The organism is Nonomuraea sp. NPDC049141 (genome assembly GCF_040648415.1).
Lineage (GTDB): Bacteria > Actinomycetota > Actinomycetes > Streptosporangiales > Streptosporangiaceae > Nonomuraea.
The window spans coordinates 486,953-506,741 of sequence record NZ_JBEZDR010000008.1 but is presented as its reverse complement, the minus strand read 5'-3'; the positions used below and the strand labels follow the sequence as shown (position 1 = coordinate 506,741).

Sequence of the window (19,789 nt, the reverse complement as noted above, 5' to 3'; positions counted from 1 at the left end):
GCCACGAGCGTAGGTCCTTGCGTAGTGCGAACTTTGGTCGGTTCAGCACGGCAACCTACGCTCGTTCTCTTTTACACCGCATCTCGGACGTGACCTGGGAAGGCTGTCCGCGGCACCAGAGGACAAACCCCTGCCGAGCGGCGACATTCTCACGAAATGGCGCCTGATCGTGCGCCGCCCGCACCACCGAAACGGTCAAACGATGACGGACAGCGTGCCATGCACGACCTTCGATCCCGAGGCGGCCGCGTTCGTCCGCAGCCTCAGACCTCGCGACACCATGGAGATCAAGGGCGCCTTCCGCTGCCATGTCTACGGCCCGACAGCCGCCAAGATCTGGCGCTATGAAGTCGAGGTCAGCATGGCCAAGGAAGCCCCACCTGACACAGTGGAACAGCCGAGGCCGTCGCGAAGGCCTCGGAAACCCTTCCCACCCTCGCGGACCCGACGACTCGGGAACAACCCGGAACCTCCGGAAGGTCAGGAGTGCCGGCGAGGCCCGGCACCGCCACGAAGCCCCGAGCCTTCCGGAAGCGCGATGGCTCGCGATATGCCCGACGTCCTGGCATCCATCCCACCTCCACGCCCAGCCCTCGACCTGGCCCAAGCTGGCTAGCGCTCGCTCATTCTGCGTGCCTGTGTCTCATGGCGGGTGGCTGCCGCAGCGGGAATGACGTCCCCTGGGGTGGTGAATCTTCTGGCGATCTTCGCGAGGCGTCGAGGGGGGATCACCTTGCGCTTTGAGAGGTCGCGGATCTTGAGACCGACTGAGGAACTACCGGACCGATGCCTCGCCTCAACCGGTGGCGAAGGTGCGAAGCACGAGGCCCGTTATGGGCTTGGGCCCGAAGGAGGTTGATTTGCGAGGGACACGCTCACCGCCCGCCGCGATGGCCAGCACGTCGTCGACGGCGAGCGGCTTCAGAATCACTGCGGTGCCACCTGTGTCGAGGGCCAGCTGCAGGGCGGCCTCCGGGTCATGATGCACGATCCGTACGGCCTGCTGATCATCCTCCATGCCCCACACCTTGGGCAGGACGAACTCACTGAGGATGGAGATGTTCAGCGAGTTCCACCGATCGGAGCGGTCCGGCGGCATGGCGCGGGCGAGCTGCACCGGATCGGGGTTGGTGAGCAGGTGATAGCCGCCTTCTCCGGCGAGCAGAAAGGCAGGTTCCCCTGCGGCTTCGAGCGCGGCCAGGCCCTGGCCGAGGTCGGCATGGTCGTGGACGCGCCACGATCCCTTGGCCCTGGCCGCCGCCTCGGCCAGGGGCAGGCCGGGGATGACGCGGTGGATCGCCTTGAGGTCGGGTGGGTACGCGGTCGAGTCCACGAGCAACGCCAGCCCGAAGTCCCATGGACCAAACGCGGATTGTCCCTGCTCGCTGCCATGCACACGCTGTCCTACGGGCTGAACCCCGTGGGCTGATGTGGCGGTGGCGGGTTCTGGCTCCTGGTCAGGTCCGCCGTCGGAGGCCGTGTTCTGGGTCGGTGTGGTGGTGGGCTCTGGGTTCTGGGTTGTCGGCTCGTGGGTTGTCGGACCCTGGGACGGCGGAGCCTGGGTTGGTGTGGCGTTGGGCTGAGTGCCGTGTCTTGGCGTGGAGTTCGGCTCTGGTTCCGTGTCTGGATGCGGCTGTGTGTCCGGTGATGAGGGGCCGGGAGGCTGCGGTGCGGCGGGTGTGGGTGTTGTGAGCAGGGGCCATGAGCCGGGGGCTTGGCCGGTGCGGGCCGCGTGCTCTTGGCGTTGCAGGACCCGGTATGTCGCGTACCTGTGGTGGCCGTCGGCTATGAGGGCTTGGCGGGTTCGGAGGTCGGTGTTGACGGCGTCGATCTCCGCCGGATCCGTGATCGCCCAGAGGCGGTGGTACAGACCGTCTTCCGTGCGGGCCGTCACCAGAGGTTTGCGTGTCGCGGCCACGTGATCCACCAGCCGGGTGGTCGTGCCTCGGTCGCCGTCGTAGAGGAGGAAGATGGGTTCGAGGTTGGCCTGGGTGGTGCTCATGAGGGCGAGCCGGTCGGCGACGGGGCCGGGGAAGATGTCTTCGTGGGGGAGGATGATGCGCCGAGCCGGGTCCGAGAGGGCGACGTCTCCGATGAGGCCGCGCTGGAGGACGCCCGGTCCGTGCTGCTCGTACACGTACAGGGCCGGTTGCTCGTCAGGGACCAGCACTTTCGCGTCCAGCCAGGCGAGGAGGGTGTCGCGGGCTACGCCATAGCGCTCGTCCGCTGAGGTGCCGGGCGTGTCGCCACATGGCTGGAGCGCTGTGTCCCCGTCGGCCGCACCATGTCGTTCGTCGCTGGGGCGTTCGCCGTCGTGGAGCTGTTCGGTGGCTCCTTCCGGCTGTTCGGTGGCTTCCGGTGGGCCGCTGTGCTGGCTGGCGGCTGGGTTGTCGGGCATTCCGCCGGGGCGGTGACCGGCCGGGATCCGGGACGGATTGTTGTCGTGATCGTCGGCCGCGATTCCGGAGGCGTCGTGCGTGGCCATGGAGTCTTGGGGCTGGCGGGTGCCGACTGCGTTATCGGGCGCGCTCTGATGGGTGCTCTCGGCCAGGCTGCCCGGTATGGAAACAGATGGTTTGTCGTCTGTCCCTGCGATGGGGGTGGCGTCGTCTGGAGTGACGCTTGATGCCGTGCTGGGGTGCGGTGGGTGCTCTTCGGGGGACTTGAGTGCCGCTGAGCAGGGAAGGATGAGGCGGACGACGTTGTTGGGATGAGCATCCAGAAGAGTGCGAACGTCGCCGTCGGCAATCAGGTCGTAGGGCGGGGAGGTCACCTTGGCGGGATCGTCGACCGTGAAGCGGACGCCGCGGAAGGGGCGTAGGAGCAGTCCATCGGGCACCGGCAGTTCAGGATTCCCCATACCGGGCATGCTCCCATAAGTGTCCGGGTCTTCCGGAAGTCGCCCCCAAACCACCTAGCGATGCCTGATTCCGCGGCGAATTCCACCGAACCCTTGTCAGCCGATGAAGGAGGCCTCACGCATGGTCCAAGGTAGAAACGTTCACGATGAATCCCCCGGATCTCCGGGAGGTGACGTTTACGACTGGTATCAGCGCGGGGTGAAGCTTTTGAAAGAGGGCAGTCCGGCAGCGGCCGCCGCACTGCTCAAGCGGGCCGCGGCCGCGGAGCCCGATTCGCGCAGCATCAGAGAGGCGCTTGCGCGAGCGCAGTTCAATTCGCGGCAGTACGCGGACGCTGCGGCAAGCTTCCGCCAGATCGTCGACGCCAATCCGACCGAGGATTACGCGTATTTCGGGCTTGGGTTATCGCTGTGGCGGACGGGTGATGTTGAGGGCGCTCAGGAGCCTCTCGCGATCGCTGTGGCCATGCGGCCGGAGGAGCGGCACTACGTGACCGCGCTGAAGAACGTGCGCGCCACTCTGCGGGCCCGCCGTGAGATGTAGTGGATAGGTAGCTTCGGCGGCCGGCGTGCAACGTCGGCCCGTGGGGACGAGTCGTTGAGCGGGCTCAGGCTTGCTCTCGGCGGCTCAGGCGTGACCTGGGTGCGGTGGCAAGGCAGGGCTGGCGGTCCGGGGGCTGGCCAGGGTGTCTCAGGCGCGGGGTGGCGCTTCGATGTGGCCTGGTTGTCCTGGAGGCGTTCTGGCGCTTCGCGGGGATGAGTCCGGTGTTCTGGACGCGAGCTGGGCTCTCTGGGAACAGTCACCAGGGGTTCCGAGGGCAACTCCGGCGTTCCGGGGCATGACCGGGCTGTCCTGGACGCGATTCTGATGCTTCGTGGGCATGGGGACGGTGTTTGGATGCGGTGTGGGCTCCCGGCGCTCGCCCGCAGGGCCATGGAGAGCGCGAGGGCGATCTGCCCGCTTGGAGCAACTCCCGCGCTTGGGGAACGACCCCGATGTCCTGCTGGGAGGGCTTGCGTTCGGGCGTAGTCCCAGTGTTCTGGATGCTGGTCTGGGGCTATGGGCGCGGGCCGGGTAGTCGGGAGGTGCGTGCCGGTTCCCTGATGCGGGCGCCAGCCGGGGGTGGGTGGGCCGGTTGAGAGTGGTTCGAGCGCGTTCGTGGGGCTTTGATCATTGATCTGGAGAAAGGTCCATCTCGGGTGGAGATGGCGCGTGGTCAGTCCTTGGTGAGGACGATCGCGAGGCTGGAGAGAACGTCGTTGATCTTGTTGGCGTCGAAGCTCGCGGGGTTGAACTGGTCGGCGGAGTCGAGGCCGAGCCATTCCAGGCGCTCCTGGTGCTCCTCGTGGGCGGGATCGGCGAGGATTTCGAGGAGATATTCGTAGCCCCAGACGCCGCCGGAGTCCTCGGGTGGTCCTGCGCGGCGTCCAGTCAGGCAGCGGGGATAGGCCGTGCCGGGTTCCGGATCGGTGATGGCTTCGACCAGGATTTCGTGTTCCCAGTCGTCGCCGAAGTCGTAGGTGTAGCGGAGCCGGTCATTCGCATGAGGGGCGACATGGTCGAGTCGTCTGGAGGCCGCGCTGCGGATCTCCAGCTCACGATCGGTGACGCCGAAGCGGCCGGTTGGGGTGTCGAAGACCCACATGTGGTAGTTCTCCCAGCCGAAGGACGCCTGGATGACGTCGTGAAGGTGCCGCAGAGTGCTGTCCGAGGCGACCTCCAGCCGGCGCCAGATCAGTGGTCGGGAACCGCGCAAGGTGACCTTGATCTTGTGAATTGTCTGCTTCGCGCTGGGGGTGTTCGTCACAGCGTTATTCTGCCGCTTGGCTGGGTTCGGTGTGGGCGGTGAGCTTAACTAGTCCGGTTGTGGGCGGCTCTGATATGGCGTATTTGGCGTATTTAGCGCATTGAGTCGCATAGGGCACCAGTGCTGGCGCTCGTGATTTGGCTGTTGTTGTTGTGATCGCAACCAGAGAGCTCATTGTTGTTAGTCGGTAGCGATGTGAGCTGAGTGATGAAAGTGGCTGTCAGCGAGGGGTTGTTGCGCTCCATCGACATCGACTGACACCAGGCTTCCGTTCCGCCCCAGCGTTCCTCGGCCTCCGACGCGTGCCGCGACGCATGCTCTGAGGCGTGCCGCGACGCGCGCTGCGACGCGTGCCGCGACGCATGCTCTGGGGCGTGCGCGGACGCGTGTTTCAACGAGGTGCTCCGGCGCGGTGCTCCGACGGTTGGGGTCGTCGTATGGGGTGGTGCGTTCTGCGAGGTTGAGGGGGGAATGTGTGGATATGGTCGGCCTTTCGTCAGGCGGGTACGAGGCCGACGCTAAAGTCGCACGCGGCGTGAGAAGTCAAACGGGAAGAGGCGCAGTGCTGATCGACGGCTATGACACCCTGCTGCTCGACCTCGACGGGGTCGTCTATCTGGGCCCCCACGCGGTGCCCCATGCGGTCGAGTCGCTGGAGGAGGCGCGGGGCAGGGACGTGCGGCTGGCGTACGTCACCAACAACGCCTCACGAACGCCCGCCGCGACCGCCGCGCACCTGCGCGAGCTCGGGGTATCCGCCATGGGCGAAGACGTCGTGACCTCGGCGCAGGCCGCCGCCCGGCTGGTCGCCGAACGGGTGCCGCCGGGCTCCAATGTGCTCGTGGTCGGGGGTTCCGGGTTGCGGCTGGCCGTACGGGATCAAGGGCTCAGGCCCGTCACCACCGCGGCGGACGCGCCGGTCGCCGTCGTGCAGGGGATCGCTCCCGGTCTCTCGTACGGCCTGCTGGCGGAAGGCGCGCTGGCCGTGCGGCATGGCGCGTTGTTCGTCGCCGCCAACAGGGACAGCACGTTGCCGACGCGGCGGGGTGAGCTGCCGGGCAACGGGGCGATGGTCCGGGTGATCGCCACTGCGACCGGGGTGGAGCCGGTGTTCGCGGGCAAGCCCGATCCGCCGTTGCATCGGGAGTCGATGATCCGTACCGGGGCGAAGCGGCCGCTCGTGGTGGGTGACCGGCTCGACACCGACATCGAGGGCGCGGTCAACGCGGGCGTCGATGGGTTGCTGGTGCTCACGGGGGTGGCCACGCCGCTCGACGTGCTCACGGCCTCCCCGCGGCAGCGGCCGACGTACGTGGCCGAGGATCTGTCCGCGTTGCTGCGGCCCTACCCGGAGGTACGGCAGGGCGCCTGCGGAGGATGGCGGGCCCGGTGGGTGGACGGGGTGCTCAGCCTGGAGGGCGAAGGCAGCCGCATCGACGGGCTGAGGGCGGCCTGCGACGCCGCCTGGACACACGCGGGCGAGGGCCAGGCCGAGGAGGACGCCGTCAAGCCGGTACTGGCCCAGATCGGCTGACCGGCCGCGCCGAGGAGGTCGGTTCGGCTGATCGGATGCGGCACGGAGCCGATGCGCGCGAGTGGACGCGCCGACGAGAAGGCGGCTCGCGCGGGATGCCCGTGCGAGGGTCGACGGATCGTCGCGCGTCCGGCCCGGTTGGTCGGTCTCGGTGGTGTGTCGAGGGGAGGGTCAGAGCAGGCGGCGCAGGCGCAGCAGGTCGCCGAAGCTGGCGTCGATGCGCACCCGGCCGCCGAGCAGGGCGCGTGCCAGGTCGAGTTCCCCGTCGACCAGCGCGATCAGGTCGTCGCTGACGATCGTCAGCTTGACGTCGGCCGACTTGCCGTTCGCGGGTGGGTCTTCCAGGAACGGGTCCAGCCCCTCAGGATGCAGGCGGCCATAGAAGATCACGTCGAGGTCGGAGACCCGGCAGCTCACCGTACGCTCGACCACGTGCTTGGCCCGGTCCTCCTCGCCGATCTCGTCGAAATGGGCGACGAGCTTGGCCAGTGCCGTCCGGCACTCCTCGACGCTTGCCATGGTGGGATCCTTTCTTCCATTCCGGACGGTAGCGTTCCACATCAGTGGCCCCCCGTGTGAACGTTCAACGTGTGACATGCCTGCCAAGGTGCCGGGTGCTCGCGTGAGGCGTTACGGTCGTGTCATGAGTGAGCTACCGGAGGAGACCGGCGACGAGCGGGTCGACGCGGTCCTCGCCGGTCTCGGCGACCTGGCCGAGCGGCCGGTGGGCGAGCACGTCGCGGTGTTCGAGCAGGCGTTCTCCGGGCTCGAGGCCGCGCTGGGGAGCGTGGACGGCCAGATGGGCGACCAGTGAGCCGACGTATCCGGCTGGACAGCGAGCTGGTACGGCGCGGCCTGGCGAGGTCGCGGGAGCAGGCGGGCCAGCTCATCGAGGCCGGCCGGGTCACGGTCGGCGGCCGGCGGGCGGGCAAGGCGGCGACCCAGGTCGACACCGCCTCGGCCATCGTCGTGGCCGAGTCCGCGGACGGCCCCGACTATGTCTCGCGCGGCGCGCACAAGCTGATCGGCGCGATCGAGGCGTTCGGCGCGCTGGAGATCCGGGGCCGCCGGTGCCTTGACGCGGGCGCGTCCACGGGCGGGTTCACCGACGTGCTGCTGCGCCACGGCGCCGAACGCGTGCTCGCCGTCGACGTGGGTTACGGACAGCTCGCCTGGTCGTTGCGGACCGACGACCGGGTGACGGTGATGGAGCGCGTCAACGTACGTGAGCTCACCCCGGAGATGGTCGGCGAGCCGCCTTCGCTGATCGTCGGTGACCTGTCGTTCATCTCGCTGCGGCTCGTGCTGCCCGCGCTGGCCTCGGTGGCCGCGCCTCGGGCGGACTTCGTGCTGCTGGTCAAGCCGCAGTTCGAGGTGGGCAAGGACCTGGTGGGTGCCGGTGGAGTGGTACGCGATCCGGTGTTGCGGGCGGGTGCGGTGCGCGAGGCCGCGGCCAAGGCGCGCGAACTGGGCCTGGTGGTACGCGGCGTGACCGCGAGCCCGCTGCCCGGTCCGTCGGGAAATGTGGAGTACCTGCTCTGGCTCGGCAAGGGGGAGGGCGAGCCGCCGGTCGCCGACCTCGAGGCCGAGATCGAGCGGGCCGTCGCGGAAGGGCCGCAATGAACCGAACTGTGCTGGTCACCGTGCACACCGGACGGGAGGCCGCGGTCGACAGCGCCCGTTTGGTCATCGACCGCCTCGTCGCGGCGGGGATCCAGGTCAGGGTGCTCGATGTGGAGGCCGGTGAGATCGGCTGTCACGGCATCGACGTGGTGCCGTGTGATCCCCTCGCCGCCAAGGACGCCGAGATGTTGATCGTGCTCGGCGGCGACGGCTCGCTGCTGCGCTCGGCCGACCTGGCCAGGCCCACCGGCACCCCGCTGCTCGGCGTCAACCTCGGGCACGTCGGCTTCCTGGCCGAAGCCGAGGTCGCCGATCTGAAGTCGGCGGTCGACAGCGTCGTAGCGGGCCGCTACGACGTCGAGGAACGCATGACGATCGACGTGCTGGCCAGGCAGAACGGCCAGGTGCTCGCCGACACGTGGGCGCTCAACGAGGCCAGCGTGGAAAAGGGCGAGCGCATGCTGGAGGTGGTCGCCGAGATCGACGGGCGGCCGCTGTCCCGCTGGGGCTGCGACGGTGTGATCTGCGCGACCCCGACCGGCTCTACCGCCTACGCCTTCTCGGCGGGCGGTCCCGTCGTGTGGCCGGAGGTGGAGGCGCTGCTCATGGTGCCGATCAGCGCGCACGCGCTGTTCGCCAGGCCGCTCGTGGTCTCGCCGCGTTCGACGCTCGCCGTCGAGATCCTGCCCGACACCCCGGGCGGCGTACTGTGGTGCGACGGCCGGCGCCGCTTCGACCTGCCCTCCGGCAGCCGGGTGGAGGTACGACGGGGCTCCGAGCCGGTACGGTTGGCCCGCCTGCACGGGGTGGAGAGCACCGGCGCCCCCTTCACCGACAGGTTGGTCGCCAAGTTCGAACTACCCGTTCAGGGCTGGCGCGGACGGGTGCGTCCCTGAGTCAATTACAGGTGAAGCGCGTAGAGTTAGTTCGCACAAGCGTTCGGAGCGACGGGAGTGGGCAGTGCGACCAAGGGTCGAGGAGGTCCGCATCCAGGGGCTCGGCGTCATCGATGAGGCCGTTCTGGAGCTTTCGCCAGGCTTCAACGTGGTCACCGGCGAGACCGGTGCCGGCAAGACGATGGTCGTCACCGGGCTCGGATTGCTGTTCGGTGGCCGGGCCGACCCTTCCCGCATCCGGCCGGGCGCCGACAAGGCCACCATCGAGGGCACGTTGGTCATCGAAGCCGGCGGCCGCGTCTCCCAGCAGGTCGAGGACATCGGCGGCGAGATCGAGGACGGCGAGCTCATCATCTCGCGCACCGTCTCGGCCGAGGGCCGCTCGCGGGCCTGGCTCGGCGGCCGTACGGTGCCGGTCGGCACGCTGACCTACCTGGCCGACGACCTGGTCGCCGTCCACGGGCAGATGGACCAGCAGCGTCTCCTGCAGCCGGCCAGGCAGCGGGCCTCGCTCGACCGCTATGCCGGTGACGATCTGGTCAAGCCGCTGCGCGCCTACACGCAGGCGTACAAACGGCACAAGCAGGTGGGGGCGCTGCTCGACGAGCTCACCACCCGGGCGCGCGAGCGCGCTCAGGAGGCCGACCGGCTGCGGTTCGGCCTGGAGGAGATCGAGAAGGTCGAGCCGAAGGCCGGTGAGGACCTCGACCTGCGCGGCGAGGAGGAGCGGCTCTCGCACGCCGACGCGCTGCGCGGTGCCGCGACGACCGCGCACACGGCGCTGCTCGGCGATCCGATGGAGTCCTCGAGCGGCACGCACGACGTGATCTCCCTGCTGGGCGAGGCCCGCGCGGCCGTCGAGGCGGTGCGCGACTACGACACGCAGCTCGCCGGGGTGGCCGACCGGCTGGCCGAGGCGGGTTACCTCATCTCCGACGTCGCCACCGACCTGGCCGCGTACGCCGAGTCGATCGAGGCCGACCCCGCGCGACTCGCGGCCGTGCAGGATCGCCGGGCCCTGCTGACCGGACTGATTCGGAAATATGCCGAAGACAGCGCCGGTGTCCTGCAGTGGGCCCAGGAGGCGTCCGCCCGGCTGATCGAGCTGGAAGGCGACGACGAACGGATCGACGAGCTAACCCGCGAGCACGACGAGCTGACCGCCAGGCTCACCGACCTGGCCGCGGAGCTGACCCGGGTGCGTGAGAGCGCCGCCGACCGGTTCGGCCAGGCTGTCACCGACGAGCTGACCGCGCTGGCCATGCCGCACGCCAGGGTCATCGTCCAGCTCACCCAGGTCGCGGACTTCGGCCCCGAAGGCGTCGACGAGGTCGAGTTGCGCATGGCCGCCCACCCCGCCGCGCCGCCGCTCCCGCTGAACAAGGGCGCCTCCGGCGGTGAGCTGAGCCGCGTCATGCTCGCGATCGAGGTGGTGTTCGCGGGCGCCGATCCGGTGCCGACGTTCGTGTTCGACGAGGTCGACGCGGGGGTGGGTGGCAAGGCCGCGGTCGAGATCGGGCGCCGCCTCGCCAGGCTGGCGCGTACCGCCCAGGTCATCGTCGTCACGCACCTGCCGCAGGTGGCCGCGTTCGCCGACCAGCATCTGGTGGTCGAGAAGGCCAGTGACGGCAGTGTCGTGCGCAGCGGTGTCCTCGCCCTCAACCATGAGGGTCGCGTCCGCGAACTGTCCCGCATGCTGGCCGGGTTGGAAGACTCTGAGCTGGGCAGAGCCCACGCCGAAGAACTACTCGGGCTGGCGGCCGCCGATCGGTGATTCTGAGTGACATAGCGGACACGCCGCGCAGTGCGTGGCCTCTGCGCTGCTTCACTCTGGCAGGATGGTCTTGATGAAGGTTCCGGGGAGCAGGATGCCGGGCCTCCGCGCTAGGAAGGTCGCGGACCTTCCCGGTGTCACGGCAGTGGCGAGAGTCGATCGGCGGACGAAGAGGCTGACCAAGCGCCTCCAGCCCGGTGAAATAGCGATTATCGATCACGTCGACGTGGACCGGGTCAGCGGGGAGGCGCTTGTCGCGTGCGGGGTGTCGGCGGTGGTCAACGTGGCCGCCGGCATCAGCGGCCGCTACCCCAACCTCGGTCCGCAGATCATCATCGAGTCCGGGGTGCCGTTCGTCGACAACGCCACCCAGGACCTGTTCGAGCGGGTCAAGGACGGTGACGTCGTACGGCTCCACGAAGGGGTCGTCTACCTCGACGGCGATGTGGTCGGCAAGGGCGAGGAGCAGACCCCCGAAGCGGTCGACGCCGCCATGGCCGAGGCTCGCGCCGGACTCGCGGTGCAGATTGAGGCTTTCGCCGTCAACACGATGGAGTACGTTCGGGGCGAGGGCAAGCTTCTCATCGACGGAGTCGGCGTGCCGGACATCCGCACCCCCATGGAGGGCAGGCATGTCCTCATCGTGGTGCGCGGCTACCACTACAAAGACGACATCGCCACCTTGCGCCCCTACATCAGGGAATACCGCCCGGTGCTCATCGGGGTCGACGGCGGCGCCGACGCGCTGCTGGAGGCCGGCTACCTGCCCGACGTGATCGTCGGCGACTTCGACTCGGTCTCCACCAAGGCGCTGAGCTGCGGTGCCGAGCTCGTCGTGCACGCCTACCGCGACGGCCGGGCGCCCGGGCTGGAACGGGTCCACCAGCTCGGCCGCGAAGCGGTGATCTTCCCGTCCACCGGCACCAGCGAGGACATCGCGATGCTGCTGGCCGACGACAAGGGCGCCGAGCTGATCGTGGCGGTCGGCACGCACGGCACGCTGGAGGAGTTCCTCGACAAGGGGCGCTCAGGGATGGCCAGCACCTTCCTCACCCGGCTGCGGGTCGGCAGCAAGCTCATCGACGCCAAGGGCGTGAGCAGGCTCTACCGCAGCCGCATCTCGACGCCGCAACTGCTGCTGCTCGTGATCACCGCGTTGATCACCATGGGCGTCGCGCTCTTCCTGTCACCGATCGGCCAGACCTGGCTGAACGGCGTGCAGGACTTCTGGAACGCCTTCATCTTCTGGCTGGTCGGACTCTTCTCGTGATCGATTTCCGTTATCACCTCGTCTCCATCGTCGCGATCTTCCTCGCGCTGGCCGTGGGCATCGTCATGGGCACCACGTTGCTCCAGTCGCCTGCCATCGAGTCGGCCAGGCGGACGAGTGACCAGATGACCAAGGACAACAGCAGCCTCCGGGCCGAGATCGACGCGCTGCGCGGCCGGGAGGCGGGCAACGACTCCTTCGTCACCGCGCTAACCGCGCAACGCGTCGCGGGCGAGCTCACCGGCCAGCACGTCGTGCTGATCGAGGCGCCGGGCTCCAGCACCACCTACCGCGAAGCCGAGCAGCAGGTGCTCACCCAGGCGGGCGCCCTGGTAACGGGGCGGGTGGCGCTGAGCGAGAAGTTCGTCGACCCCAAGCAGAGCGGCGTGATCGACGGTCTGGCCAACACCCTCAAACCAGGCGACATGACCTTCCCCGCGGCAGCCACCGCCTACCAGAAGGCCGGCGCCGTGCTCGCCGCCGCCGTCATGACCACCGACCCGGCCCAGGCCAGCACCGCCAACCCGGCCACCGCCGCCGTCCTCGGTGGTTTCGAGGAGGGCGGGTTCCTCAGCGTCGAGGGCGACCCGAGCAAGCGGGCCACGCTCGCCGTGATGTTCGCCCCGGAGAAGCCGTTCGAGGGCGAGAACGCCGATGCCCAGGCCGACGCCCTCGTCTCACTCGTGGGCGGCCTGGACGCCGGCGGCAAGGGCTCGGTGCTGACGGCCTCCGCCCCCACCGCCGCCGTGTCCGGAGGCGTGATCAACGCGCTGCGCGACGACGGCGAGGTCAACAAGCGCGTCTCGACCGTCGACACACCCGACATGCCCGCGGGCCGGATCGTGATCGTCGACGCGCTCCGCGAGCAGCTGAGCGGTCGCTACGGCCACTACGGCATCGGCACGGGAGCCTCGTCCTTCCAGCCCGCGGCACCGACCGCGACCCCGTCCCCCACCCAGTCAGGGAGCTGACATGGCTCGTGGCCTCCGCTACGCCCTCGTCGGCGCCGCGATCGGCGCCGTCGCCGCCCGTGCCGCCTACACCGCCTTCACCCGCCTGGCGCCGCGCGCCGGCGAGGAGAAGGAGTCGGGCCGCTGGACCCGCACCAACCACCGCGGCGAGCCGATCACGCTGCTGGAGGGCCCCGCGTTCGTGGCCGGCTCCGGCGTGGCGGCCGCGCTGGCGCCGGGTCTTCCTCCCCGGGTACGCCTGGCGGCGCTGCTGGCCGGCGTCGGCAGCGGAGCGCTCGGCGCCTACGACGACCTTTACGGCACGACCAAGTCCAAGGGCTTCAAGGGGCACCTGACCGCGCTCGGCCGCGGCGAGGTGACCAGCGGGGCGGTCAAGATCCTCGGCATCGGGGCCACCGGGCTGGGCGCGGCGGCGCTCGTCTCGCGGGGGCCGGTCGACACTCTGGTCAACGGGGCGACCATCGCGGGCACGGCCAACCTGGCCAACCTCTTCGACCTGCGGCCCGGGCGGGCGATCAAGGTGGGCCTGCTCACGGGCGGGCCGCTGCTGGCGGCGTCGCTCTTCCGCGACGCGCCGCTGACCGCCGCGCTCACCGCCGTGCCGCTCGGCGCGGCCGCCGCGCTGCTTCCCGACGACCTCGGAGAGCGGGCGATGCTCGGGGACGCCGGGGCCAACGCGCTGGGCGCGCTGCTCGGGCTGGCCGCGGTGACCAAACTGGGGCGGCGGGGGCGGTTCGTGCTGCTCGGTACGGTGGCGGCGCTGACGGCCGCGTCGGAGAAGGTCAGCTTCACCAAGGTCATCGCCGGCAATCCGGTGCTCAACCGGCTCGACATGCTCGGTCGCCGTCCCGTCGACCCCGTGTGAGGTGATGGGACGCGCTGCGCGAATGTCGGTGCGGCCTGCCAGGATGTTCCCGTGATCGGGTGCGGGGCGGGGCGGGCGTGGTGAGAGAGCGGCTCGTGCGTGGCGTCGCCGGTGGTGCGCTGCTCATCGGCGCGATCACCGTGCTGGCGCGGGTCGCGGGGTTCGCCAAGCAGTACGCGTTCGCCCAGACCGTGGGCACCAACTGCCTGGCGACCGCCTACGGCACTGCCAACCAGATTCCCAACATCGTCTTCGAGGTCGTCGTCGGCGGCGCGCTCGCCGGGATGGTGGTCCCGGTGCTCGCGGGAGCCGGACGCGAGGCGGGTGTCCGGCGGGAGCCGGGGGGCGCGCGCGAGCTGGACATCGGGGGCGAGCCCGACGTCGGGCCGGGGCTGGGTACGGAGCCCGAGCCGGGCGTCGCGTCCGAGACGGGGGCCGCGTCCGAGGCGGGCGTTAGGTCGGGTCATGTTCTGGGTGGCGGCGTGGCGCGGGAGCGGGCCGGGTGGATCGGTTCGGCGCTGCTGAGCTGGGTGGTCGTGGTGCTCGTGCCGCTCGGCGTGCTGACCGCGGTGCTCGCCGGGCCGATCGTCGGGCTGTTCTTCGGCGACTTCGTGCGCGACTGCGACGCGGGTGCGGTGACCGCGGTCGCCACCCGCATGCTGGTCGTCTTCGCCCCCCAGATCCCGTTGTACGGCGTCGCGGTCGTCCTGTACGGCGTGCTCCAGGCCCACCACCGCTTCGCCGGGCCCGCGGTCGCCCCGCTGGTGTCCAGTGTCGTGGTCATCGTCGCCTACCTGCTGTTCGTGCCGCTCAGCAGGGGGATCATCGATCCTGCCCGGGTGCCGGGGGCCGCCGAGCTCGCGTTGTCCGTGGGGACCAGCCTCGGGGTGCTGGCCCTGGTGCTGACCGTGATCGGCCCGGTCGCCGGGCTCGGGCTGCGGTGGCGGCCCACGCTGCGCTTCCCCGACGGCGTGGCCGTACAGGTGCGCAGGCTCGCGCTGGCCGGGGTCGCCGCGCTGCTGGCCCAGCAGGCCGCCATGGTCGTGGTGCTCGTGCTGGCCAACAAGCAGATCGGCAACGGCGCCATCGCGATCTACAACTACGCCTGGGCGATCTACCTGGTGCCGTACGCGGTGCTGGCCGTACCCATTGCCACCAGCGCTTTTCCGCGGCTGTCCGCGCAGGCGGGCAACGGCGACGCGGAGGGGTTCGCGACGCTGGCGGCGCGGACCACGCGGGCGGTGGTGCTGGTGTCGGGGCTGGCCGCCGGGGTGCTCGCCGCGGTCGCCGAGCCGGGGGCGGTGGTGTTCCTCGGCTTCAAGAGCCAGGTGCCCGCGCAGGTGTTCGCGCACGCGATCGCGTTGTTCGCGCCCGGGCTGATCGGTTACGGGCTCATCGCGCATCTGAGCCGCGTCCTGTACGCGGCCGGGCGCGGGCGGGCCGCGGCGACGGGCACCGTGGTGGGGTGGGGCGTCGTCATGGTGGCGCAGACCGTGTTCGCGCTGACGTTTCCCGATGAGTGGAAGATCGGCGGGATGGCGCTCGGCATGACCGTCGGGATGACGGTGGGGGGTGCGCTGCTGCTCGTCTCGGTGGTGTGGGCGCGGGGCCGGGTCGCGGTGGCCGGGCTGGGCCGGGCCGGGCTGGCTTCGGTCGCCGGGGGTGGGGCTGGTTACCTGGCCGGGGCGGCGGTCGTGGGGGTGCTGGGGGCGCGGGGCATCTGGCCCAATGTCGGGGCGACCGTGCTAGCGGCGTTCGTGGCGGTCGTCGCCGGTGGCGTGGTCGTGGCACTGGTGGATCGGCCGACGGCTCGGGCGGTGGCCGGTTCGTTCAGACGTGGATCTGGGAAGTGAGGAGCGGCTGTGCGGGTGGCTTTCGTGCTGGGCACCACGTCCGGTGGTACGGGACGGCATGTCCGGATGCTGGTCGAGGGGCTCGTGCGGCGTGGCCATCGCGTGGTGGTCCTGGGGCCGGGGAGCGTCGAGGAGCGGTTCTCCTTCGGCGGCGCCGGGGCCCGGTTCGTGGAGGTGCCGATGTCGGATCGGCCGCATCCGGTCAATGACCTGCGGGCGGTGCTCGCGATCAGGCGGATGACCAAGGACGCCGACGTGGTGCACGCCCATGGGCTCCGGGCCGGGGCCCTGGCCGGGCTGGGGCTGTGGGGCCGGGCGGCAGGACGAACACGGGTGGCTGAGCGGTCCGGCGCGACGAGTCCGGCTCCGGGGGATGAGCGGTCTGGCGCAGCGGAACGGGCGCTGGGGGATGAGCGGTCCGGCGAGCCGGGACCGGCACCGGAGGATGAGCGATCTGGCGCGACGGTGCGGGGGCCGGGGGATGAGCGGGCCCGTGTCGGGGGGCTGGTGCCGTTCGGGGCGAAGGGGCGGGTGCCGCTGGTGGTGACGCTGCACAACGCGCTCACCGCAGGAGGGCTGATCGGGATCGTCTACGGCGGGCTCGAACGGGTTGTGGCCAGGAGGGCGGATCAGGTGCTGGTCGTCTCGCCCGACCTGGGGGCGCGGATGAGGGCGCTGGGGGCGCGGGACGTGCGGCCGGCCGTGGTGCCCGCGCCCGTGCCGCGGGTGGCCCGGAGGTCGCCGCAGGACGTCAGGGCCGAGCTGGGGGCCGGGGGACGGCCGATCGTGCTGGCCGTCGGCAGGCTCGCTCAGCAGAAGGGTTACGAGACCCTCCTGGACGCCGCTCGCGGGCCCTGGCCGGGTGAGACACCGCTGTTCGCGGTGGCGGGGGAGGGACCGCTGCTTGGCGAGATGCGGCGCAGGATCGAGGCCGAGGCGCTGCCCGTGGTGCTGCTGGGCAACCGGGACGACGTGCCCGACCTGCTCGCCGCCGCGACCGTCGTGGTGTGGGCCAGCAGGTGGGAGGGCCAGCCGCTGAGCCTGAGCGAGGCGCTCATGGTCGGGCGGCCGGTCATCGCGACCGCCGTGGGCGGGGTGCCCGACCTGGTCGCCGGGGCGGGGATTCTGGTGCCGTACGGGGACGCGGTGGCGTTGCGTGACGCCGTGCGGGATGTGGTCGGAGATGCTGCCGAGGCGGCGCGGCTGGCGGCGGCGGCGGCGCGGCGGGGGGCCGAGCTGCCCGATGCCGAAGACGCGGTCGAAAGTGTGCTGAATGTTTACGCACGGTCATGATCACATACATGATTAGGCGAGACTTACGCGTTCTCATATACTGCGTGCGTTAGGGAGGGGAGTATCCCTTCGCGGTAGCCTCGTCATCACGGTGCAGCCCCGCTCCACGGGGCCCCCGGGGCTGCCGGTCCGCGCTCTTGGCGGGCGGGAGAGACCTCCGGCAGTCGTATTTTGCATGCCGGAGGTAGTGGAACGTGACCGTACCTGTCTGGGCCTGGATCGCCGTCATCGGTGGCCTGCTGGTCGTCCTCGCCATCGACCTCTGGATCGTCGACCGGGGTGAAGCCCGCGAGTTCTCGATGCGGCAGGCCGGATACTGGGTCACCTTCTATGTCCTGCTCGCGGTGGTGTTCGGCGGGGTGCTGTGGGCCACGATCGGCGGCCCCAAGGCGGGGGAGTTCTTCGCCGGTTACATCACCGAATACAGCTTGAGCGTCGACAACCTGTTCATCTTCTTCATCATCATGAGCAGGTTCGCGGTGCCCCGGGCGTACCAGCACAAAGTGCTGCTCGTCGGGATCCTGCTGGCGCTGGTCATGCGCGGCGTCTTCATCGCGCTCGGCGCGGCCGCGCTGGAGCGGTTCAGCTGGTTGTTCTATGTTTTCGGGGCTTTCCTCGTCTACACGGCGATCAACCTGATCCGCCAGCACCTCAAGGATGAGGAAGAGGAGTTCAGCGAGAACATCCTGCTCAGGTGGGTGCGCAAGGCGTTCCCCACCACTGAGGGGTACGTCGGGTCGAAGGTCACCGTCAAGATCGACGGACGGCGGATGGTCACCCCGATGCTCATCGTGATGGTCGCCATCGGCAGCACCGACCTGCTGTTCGCGCTCGACTCGATTCCGGCCATCTTCGGGCTCACCAAGGACCCGTTCATCGTCTTCGCGGCCAACGCGTTCGCGCTGATGGGACTACGTCAGCTCTACTTCCTGCTGGGTGGCCTGCTTCAGCGGCTGGTCTACATCAGCTATGGACTTGCGTTCATACTGGGCTTCATCGGGGTTAAGCTGATATTGGAGGCACTGCACGCCAGCGAGGTCTCCTGGGCGCCCGAAATCCCCATCTGGGTGTCGCTCACGGTCATCGGCGCCACCATGGTCATCACTACCGCGGCCAGCCTGATCAAGGCCCGCGTCGATGCGCGCAAGGGCGAGGAAACCAGCAGGGCTAGCTAAATGGCTTTCGAGGCGCTTTGCTTGAGAAGTTGCGCCGTGTAATAGTTGCTGACTCTGTAACATCACGGCAAAGCGCCCAGTCCAGTCACCATCGAAGGTTGTACGTGTCAGACGATTCTGCCAAGACGCGCCGCGTGCGGCTCGCGCGCGGGGTGTCCCCGTGGCTCTTCCCAACGGTGGCCGCCGCGGCCACTTCCGCGCTGCTGACGCGCCGGGACCGTCGATGGGCGCTGGCGGCCGTGCCGCTGGGCGCCCTCACCGGTGCCATGCTCTGGTTCTTCCGCGACCCCGACCGCACGCCAGGTGACGGGCGGATCCTGTCACCGGCCGACGGCGTCGTGCAGAGCATCGACCCGCGGGCCGACGGACGCACCCGCGTCGCGATCTTCATGAGCCCGCTGAACGTCCATGTCAACAGAGCCCCCCTTGCGGGAAATGTCACCTCCGTGCAGCATGTGGCGGGTGGGTTCCTGCCGGCTTTCAACAAGGACAGCGACCAGAACGAACGCGTGGTGTGGCATTTCGAGACGGCGCTCGGCGACGTCGAGATGGTGCAGATCGCGGGCGCCGTGGCGCGCCGGATCGTGCCATACCTGAGCGCCGGGGCCAAGGTCTCGCAGACCGAGCGGATCGGGCTCATCAGGTTCGGTTCGCGGGTCGACATCTACCTTCCCGAAGGGATCTCTCCCGCGGTTTCCGTGGGCGAGAAGACGGTTGCGGGGGTGACCAGAATTGACCGCGGCTGATGCCGGCAGCTGGCAGGCGGAAGACGAAGAACCTCGAGGACCCGTCGGCAAGGCGTTCCGCCTGTCCGCGGCTGACTCGCTCTCATTGGGCAACGCCATCTGCGGGTTCCTCGCGGTGTGCGTCCTGGCCTCATCGGCCATCCAGTCGCTCAAGGCCGGCGGCGACTTCACACCCGCGCCCAGCTACTTCGCGACCGCCGTGGTGCTGCTGCTCATCGGCGCCACCTGTGACCTGTTCGACGGCCTGGTCGCGCGGCGCTTCCGCGCCTCCGCCATGGGTGCCGAGCTCGACAACCTCGCCGACGTGATCAGCTTCGGGTTCGCGCCCGCGTTCATGGTCGTGATCTGGGGTGGTTTCACGGACAAGGTGCCGTTCGCCGCGGTGGTGGCCGCCGCCGCGGCGGTGCTGGTCGCCGGTGTCGTACGGCTGGCGCGGTTCGCCTGCGTCAAGACCAAGAGCGGCGACTTCATGGGCCTGCCCATTCCCATGGGCGCCATGACCGTCATCTCGATCGTGATGCTGTTCCAGCCGAGCCCCTACTCGTTGCTCGCGGTGCTCGGCGTGGCCTGGCTGATGGTGAGCCGGATCGAGTACCCCAAGCCCAAGGGGCAGCTCGCCGCGGTGGTGCTCGGGTGGATCATGATCAATGTGGCCTTCCTGACCTTCTGGGTGGCCTGGCCCGAGGGTGGCGACCTGCCCATCAAGATCGGCGCCACCATGCAGATCGCGCTCGTGGCGGCGATCCCCCTGCGGGTGCTGTTCTACAAGCGTGAGCAGCGCAAGGAAGCCGAGCGCATCGGCAGCTGAGCGGATACGTCCGCCGTCATCGGATGGTGATGGAGCCATGTCGGCCACGCCGCGCGAGCACACGCGAACGTACTTCCTCGCGAAGCTGGCCAGGGAGCTGGAGCTGCACGGGCTGACCACCACGCTGCGTGCCTATCCGCCCGCGCTGCGGGTCAGCGACCCCGACACCGCGATGCTCGCCGAGACGGTCGACTGCGTGCCGCTGCCGGAAGGGTGGTTCTACCGCTGGTCGTGGGGCGAGATCGTGGGCCTGGCCGACGATCCCGCCCTGGCGGCCCAGCGGATCGCCAGGGTCCTGGCGAACCGCTGACCG

Annotated in this window: 18 protein-coding genes; 15 read left to right on the top strand and 3 right to left on the bottom strand. The window is 69.6% G+C overall.

The features are described from left to right. Positions 1-796 precede the first annotated feature (796 nt). Positions 797-2,860, bottom strand: coding sequence for a DUF1015 family protein (locus tag AB0B91_RS26780; protein ID WP_358324856.1), 2,064 nt, complete (start codon positions 2,858-2,860; stop codon positions 797-799). Positions 2,861-3,059: 199 nt separating this feature from the next. Here AB0B91_RS26780 and AB0B91_RS26775 point away from each other — a divergent pair, with 199 nt between their 5' ends. Next, positions 3,060-3,404: a tetratricopeptide repeat protein gene (locus AB0B91_RS26775; RefSeq protein WP_358324853.1), complete on the top strand. Its 345-nt coding sequence runs from the start codon at positions 3,060-3,062 to the stop codon at positions 3,402-3,404. Between the two features lie 673 nt (positions 3,405-4,077). Here AB0B91_RS26775 and AB0B91_RS26770 read toward each other — a convergent pair. Then, positions 4,078-4,668, bottom strand: a complete 591-nt coding sequence (locus AB0B91_RS26770) for a plasmid pRiA4b ORF-3 family protein (RefSeq protein WP_358324850.1) — start codon at positions 4,666-4,668, stop codon at positions 4,078-4,080. A gap of 562 nt (positions 4,669-5,230) precedes the next feature. Here AB0B91_RS26770 and AB0B91_RS26765 point away from each other — a divergent pair. Then, a complete protein-coding gene (locus AB0B91_RS26765; RefSeq protein ID WP_358324847.1) occupies positions 5,231-6,202 on the top strand; it encodes an HAD-IIA family hydrolase in 972 nt (323 codons plus the stop codon). A 171-nt stretch (positions 6,203-6,373) separates the two neighbouring features. Here the strand turns inward: AB0B91_RS26765 and AB0B91_RS26760 are convergent, their stop codons facing one another. After that, complete coding sequence (locus AB0B91_RS26760; protein ID WP_219528607.1) at positions 6,374-6,721, bottom strand: SCP2 sterol-binding domain-containing protein; 348 nt, start codon at positions 6,719-6,721, stop codon at positions 6,374-6,376. A 124-nt stretch (positions 6,722-6,845) separates the two neighbouring features. On the opposite strand from AB0B91_RS26760, the gene AB0B91_RS26755 reads away from it, so the two are divergent. The 13 genes from AB0B91_RS26755 to AB0B91_RS26695 all read left to right on the top strand — a co-directional run bounded on the left by AB0B91_RS26755 (position 6,846) and on the right by AB0B91_RS26695 (position 19,786). Next, positions 6,846-7,016 carry a hypothetical protein gene (locus AB0B91_RS26755; RefSeq protein ID WP_358324844.1) on the top strand — a complete coding sequence of 57 codons (171 nt, stop codon included), beginning with the start codon at positions 6,846-6,848 and terminating at the stop codon, positions 7,014-7,016. Next, positions 7,013-7,825, top strand: coding sequence for a TlyA family RNA methyltransferase (locus AB0B91_RS26750; protein ID WP_358324841.1), 813 nt, complete (start codon positions 7,013-7,015; stop codon positions 7,823-7,825). The genes AB0B91_RS26755 and AB0B91_RS26750 overlap by 4 nt, the downstream gene beginning before the upstream one ends. Continuing rightward, positions 7,822-8,721: an NAD kinase gene (locus AB0B91_RS26745; RefSeq protein WP_358324838.1), complete on the top strand. Its 900-nt coding sequence runs from the start codon at positions 7,822-7,824 to the stop codon at positions 8,719-8,721. The genes AB0B91_RS26750 and AB0B91_RS26745 overlap by 4 nt, the downstream gene beginning before the upstream one ends. Before the next feature lie 64 nt (positions 8,722-8,785). Continuing rightward, a complete protein-coding gene (gene recN, locus AB0B91_RS26740; RefSeq protein ID WP_358324836.1) occupies positions 8,786-10,495 on the top strand; it encodes a DNA repair protein RecN in 1,710 nt (569 codons plus the stop codon). 73 nt (positions 10,496-10,568) lie between these two features. Then, the gene (gene steA, locus AB0B91_RS26735; protein ID WP_358324833.1) at positions 10,569-11,765 is read left to right on the top strand and encodes a putative cytokinetic ring protein SteA; all 1,197 of its coding nucleotides are present in this window, start codon (positions 10,569-10,571) and stop codon (positions 11,763-11,765) included. After that, a complete protein-coding gene (locus AB0B91_RS26730; RefSeq protein WP_358324830.1) occupies positions 11,762-12,736 on the top strand; it encodes a copper transporter in 975 nt (324 codons plus the stop codon). The genes steA and AB0B91_RS26730 overlap by 4 nt, the downstream gene beginning before the upstream one ends. 1 nt (position 12,737) lies before the next feature. Then, positions 12,738-13,601 carry a hypothetical protein gene (locus AB0B91_RS26725; protein WP_358324827.1) on the top strand — a complete coding sequence of 288 codons (864 nt, stop codon included), beginning with the start codon at positions 12,738-12,740 and terminating at the stop codon, positions 13,599-13,601. 77 nt (positions 13,602-13,678) lie between these two features. Then, entirely contained in the window at positions 13,679-15,454 is a 1,776-nt protein-coding gene (locus AB0B91_RS26720; RefSeq protein ID WP_358324824.1) for a lipid II flippase MurJ, read from the top strand. Positions 15,455-15,463: 9 nt separating this feature from the next. Further along, on the top strand, positions 15,464-16,747 hold the full coding sequence (locus AB0B91_RS26715; protein ID WP_358324821.1) for a glycosyltransferase: 1,284 nt from the start codon (positions 15,464-15,466) through the stop codon (positions 16,745-16,747). 194 nt (positions 16,748-16,941) lie between these two features. After that, positions 16,942-17,922, top strand: a complete 981-nt coding sequence (locus AB0B91_RS26710; RefSeq protein ID WP_358324818.1) for a TerC family protein — start codon at positions 16,942-16,944, stop codon at positions 17,920-17,922. Between the two features lie 104 nt (positions 17,923-18,026). Continuing rightward, positions 18,027-18,668, top strand: a complete 642-nt coding sequence (locus tag AB0B91_RS26705; protein WP_358324815.1) for a phosphatidylserine decarboxylase — start codon at positions 18,027-18,029, stop codon at positions 18,666-18,668. Further along, entirely contained in the window at positions 18,655-19,476 is an 822-nt protein-coding gene (gene pssA / locus AB0B91_RS26700) for a CDP-diacylglycerol--serine O-phosphatidyltransferase (protein WP_358324812.1), read from the top strand. Before AB0B91_RS26705 ends, pssA begins: the two co-directional genes overlap by 14 nt. 37 nt (positions 19,477-19,513) lie before the next feature. Next, complete coding sequence (locus tag AB0B91_RS26695; RefSeq protein ID WP_358324809.1) at positions 19,514-19,786, top strand: hypothetical protein; 273 nt, start codon at positions 19,514-19,516, stop codon at positions 19,784-19,786. Positions 19,787-19,789 lie beyond the last annotated feature (3 nt).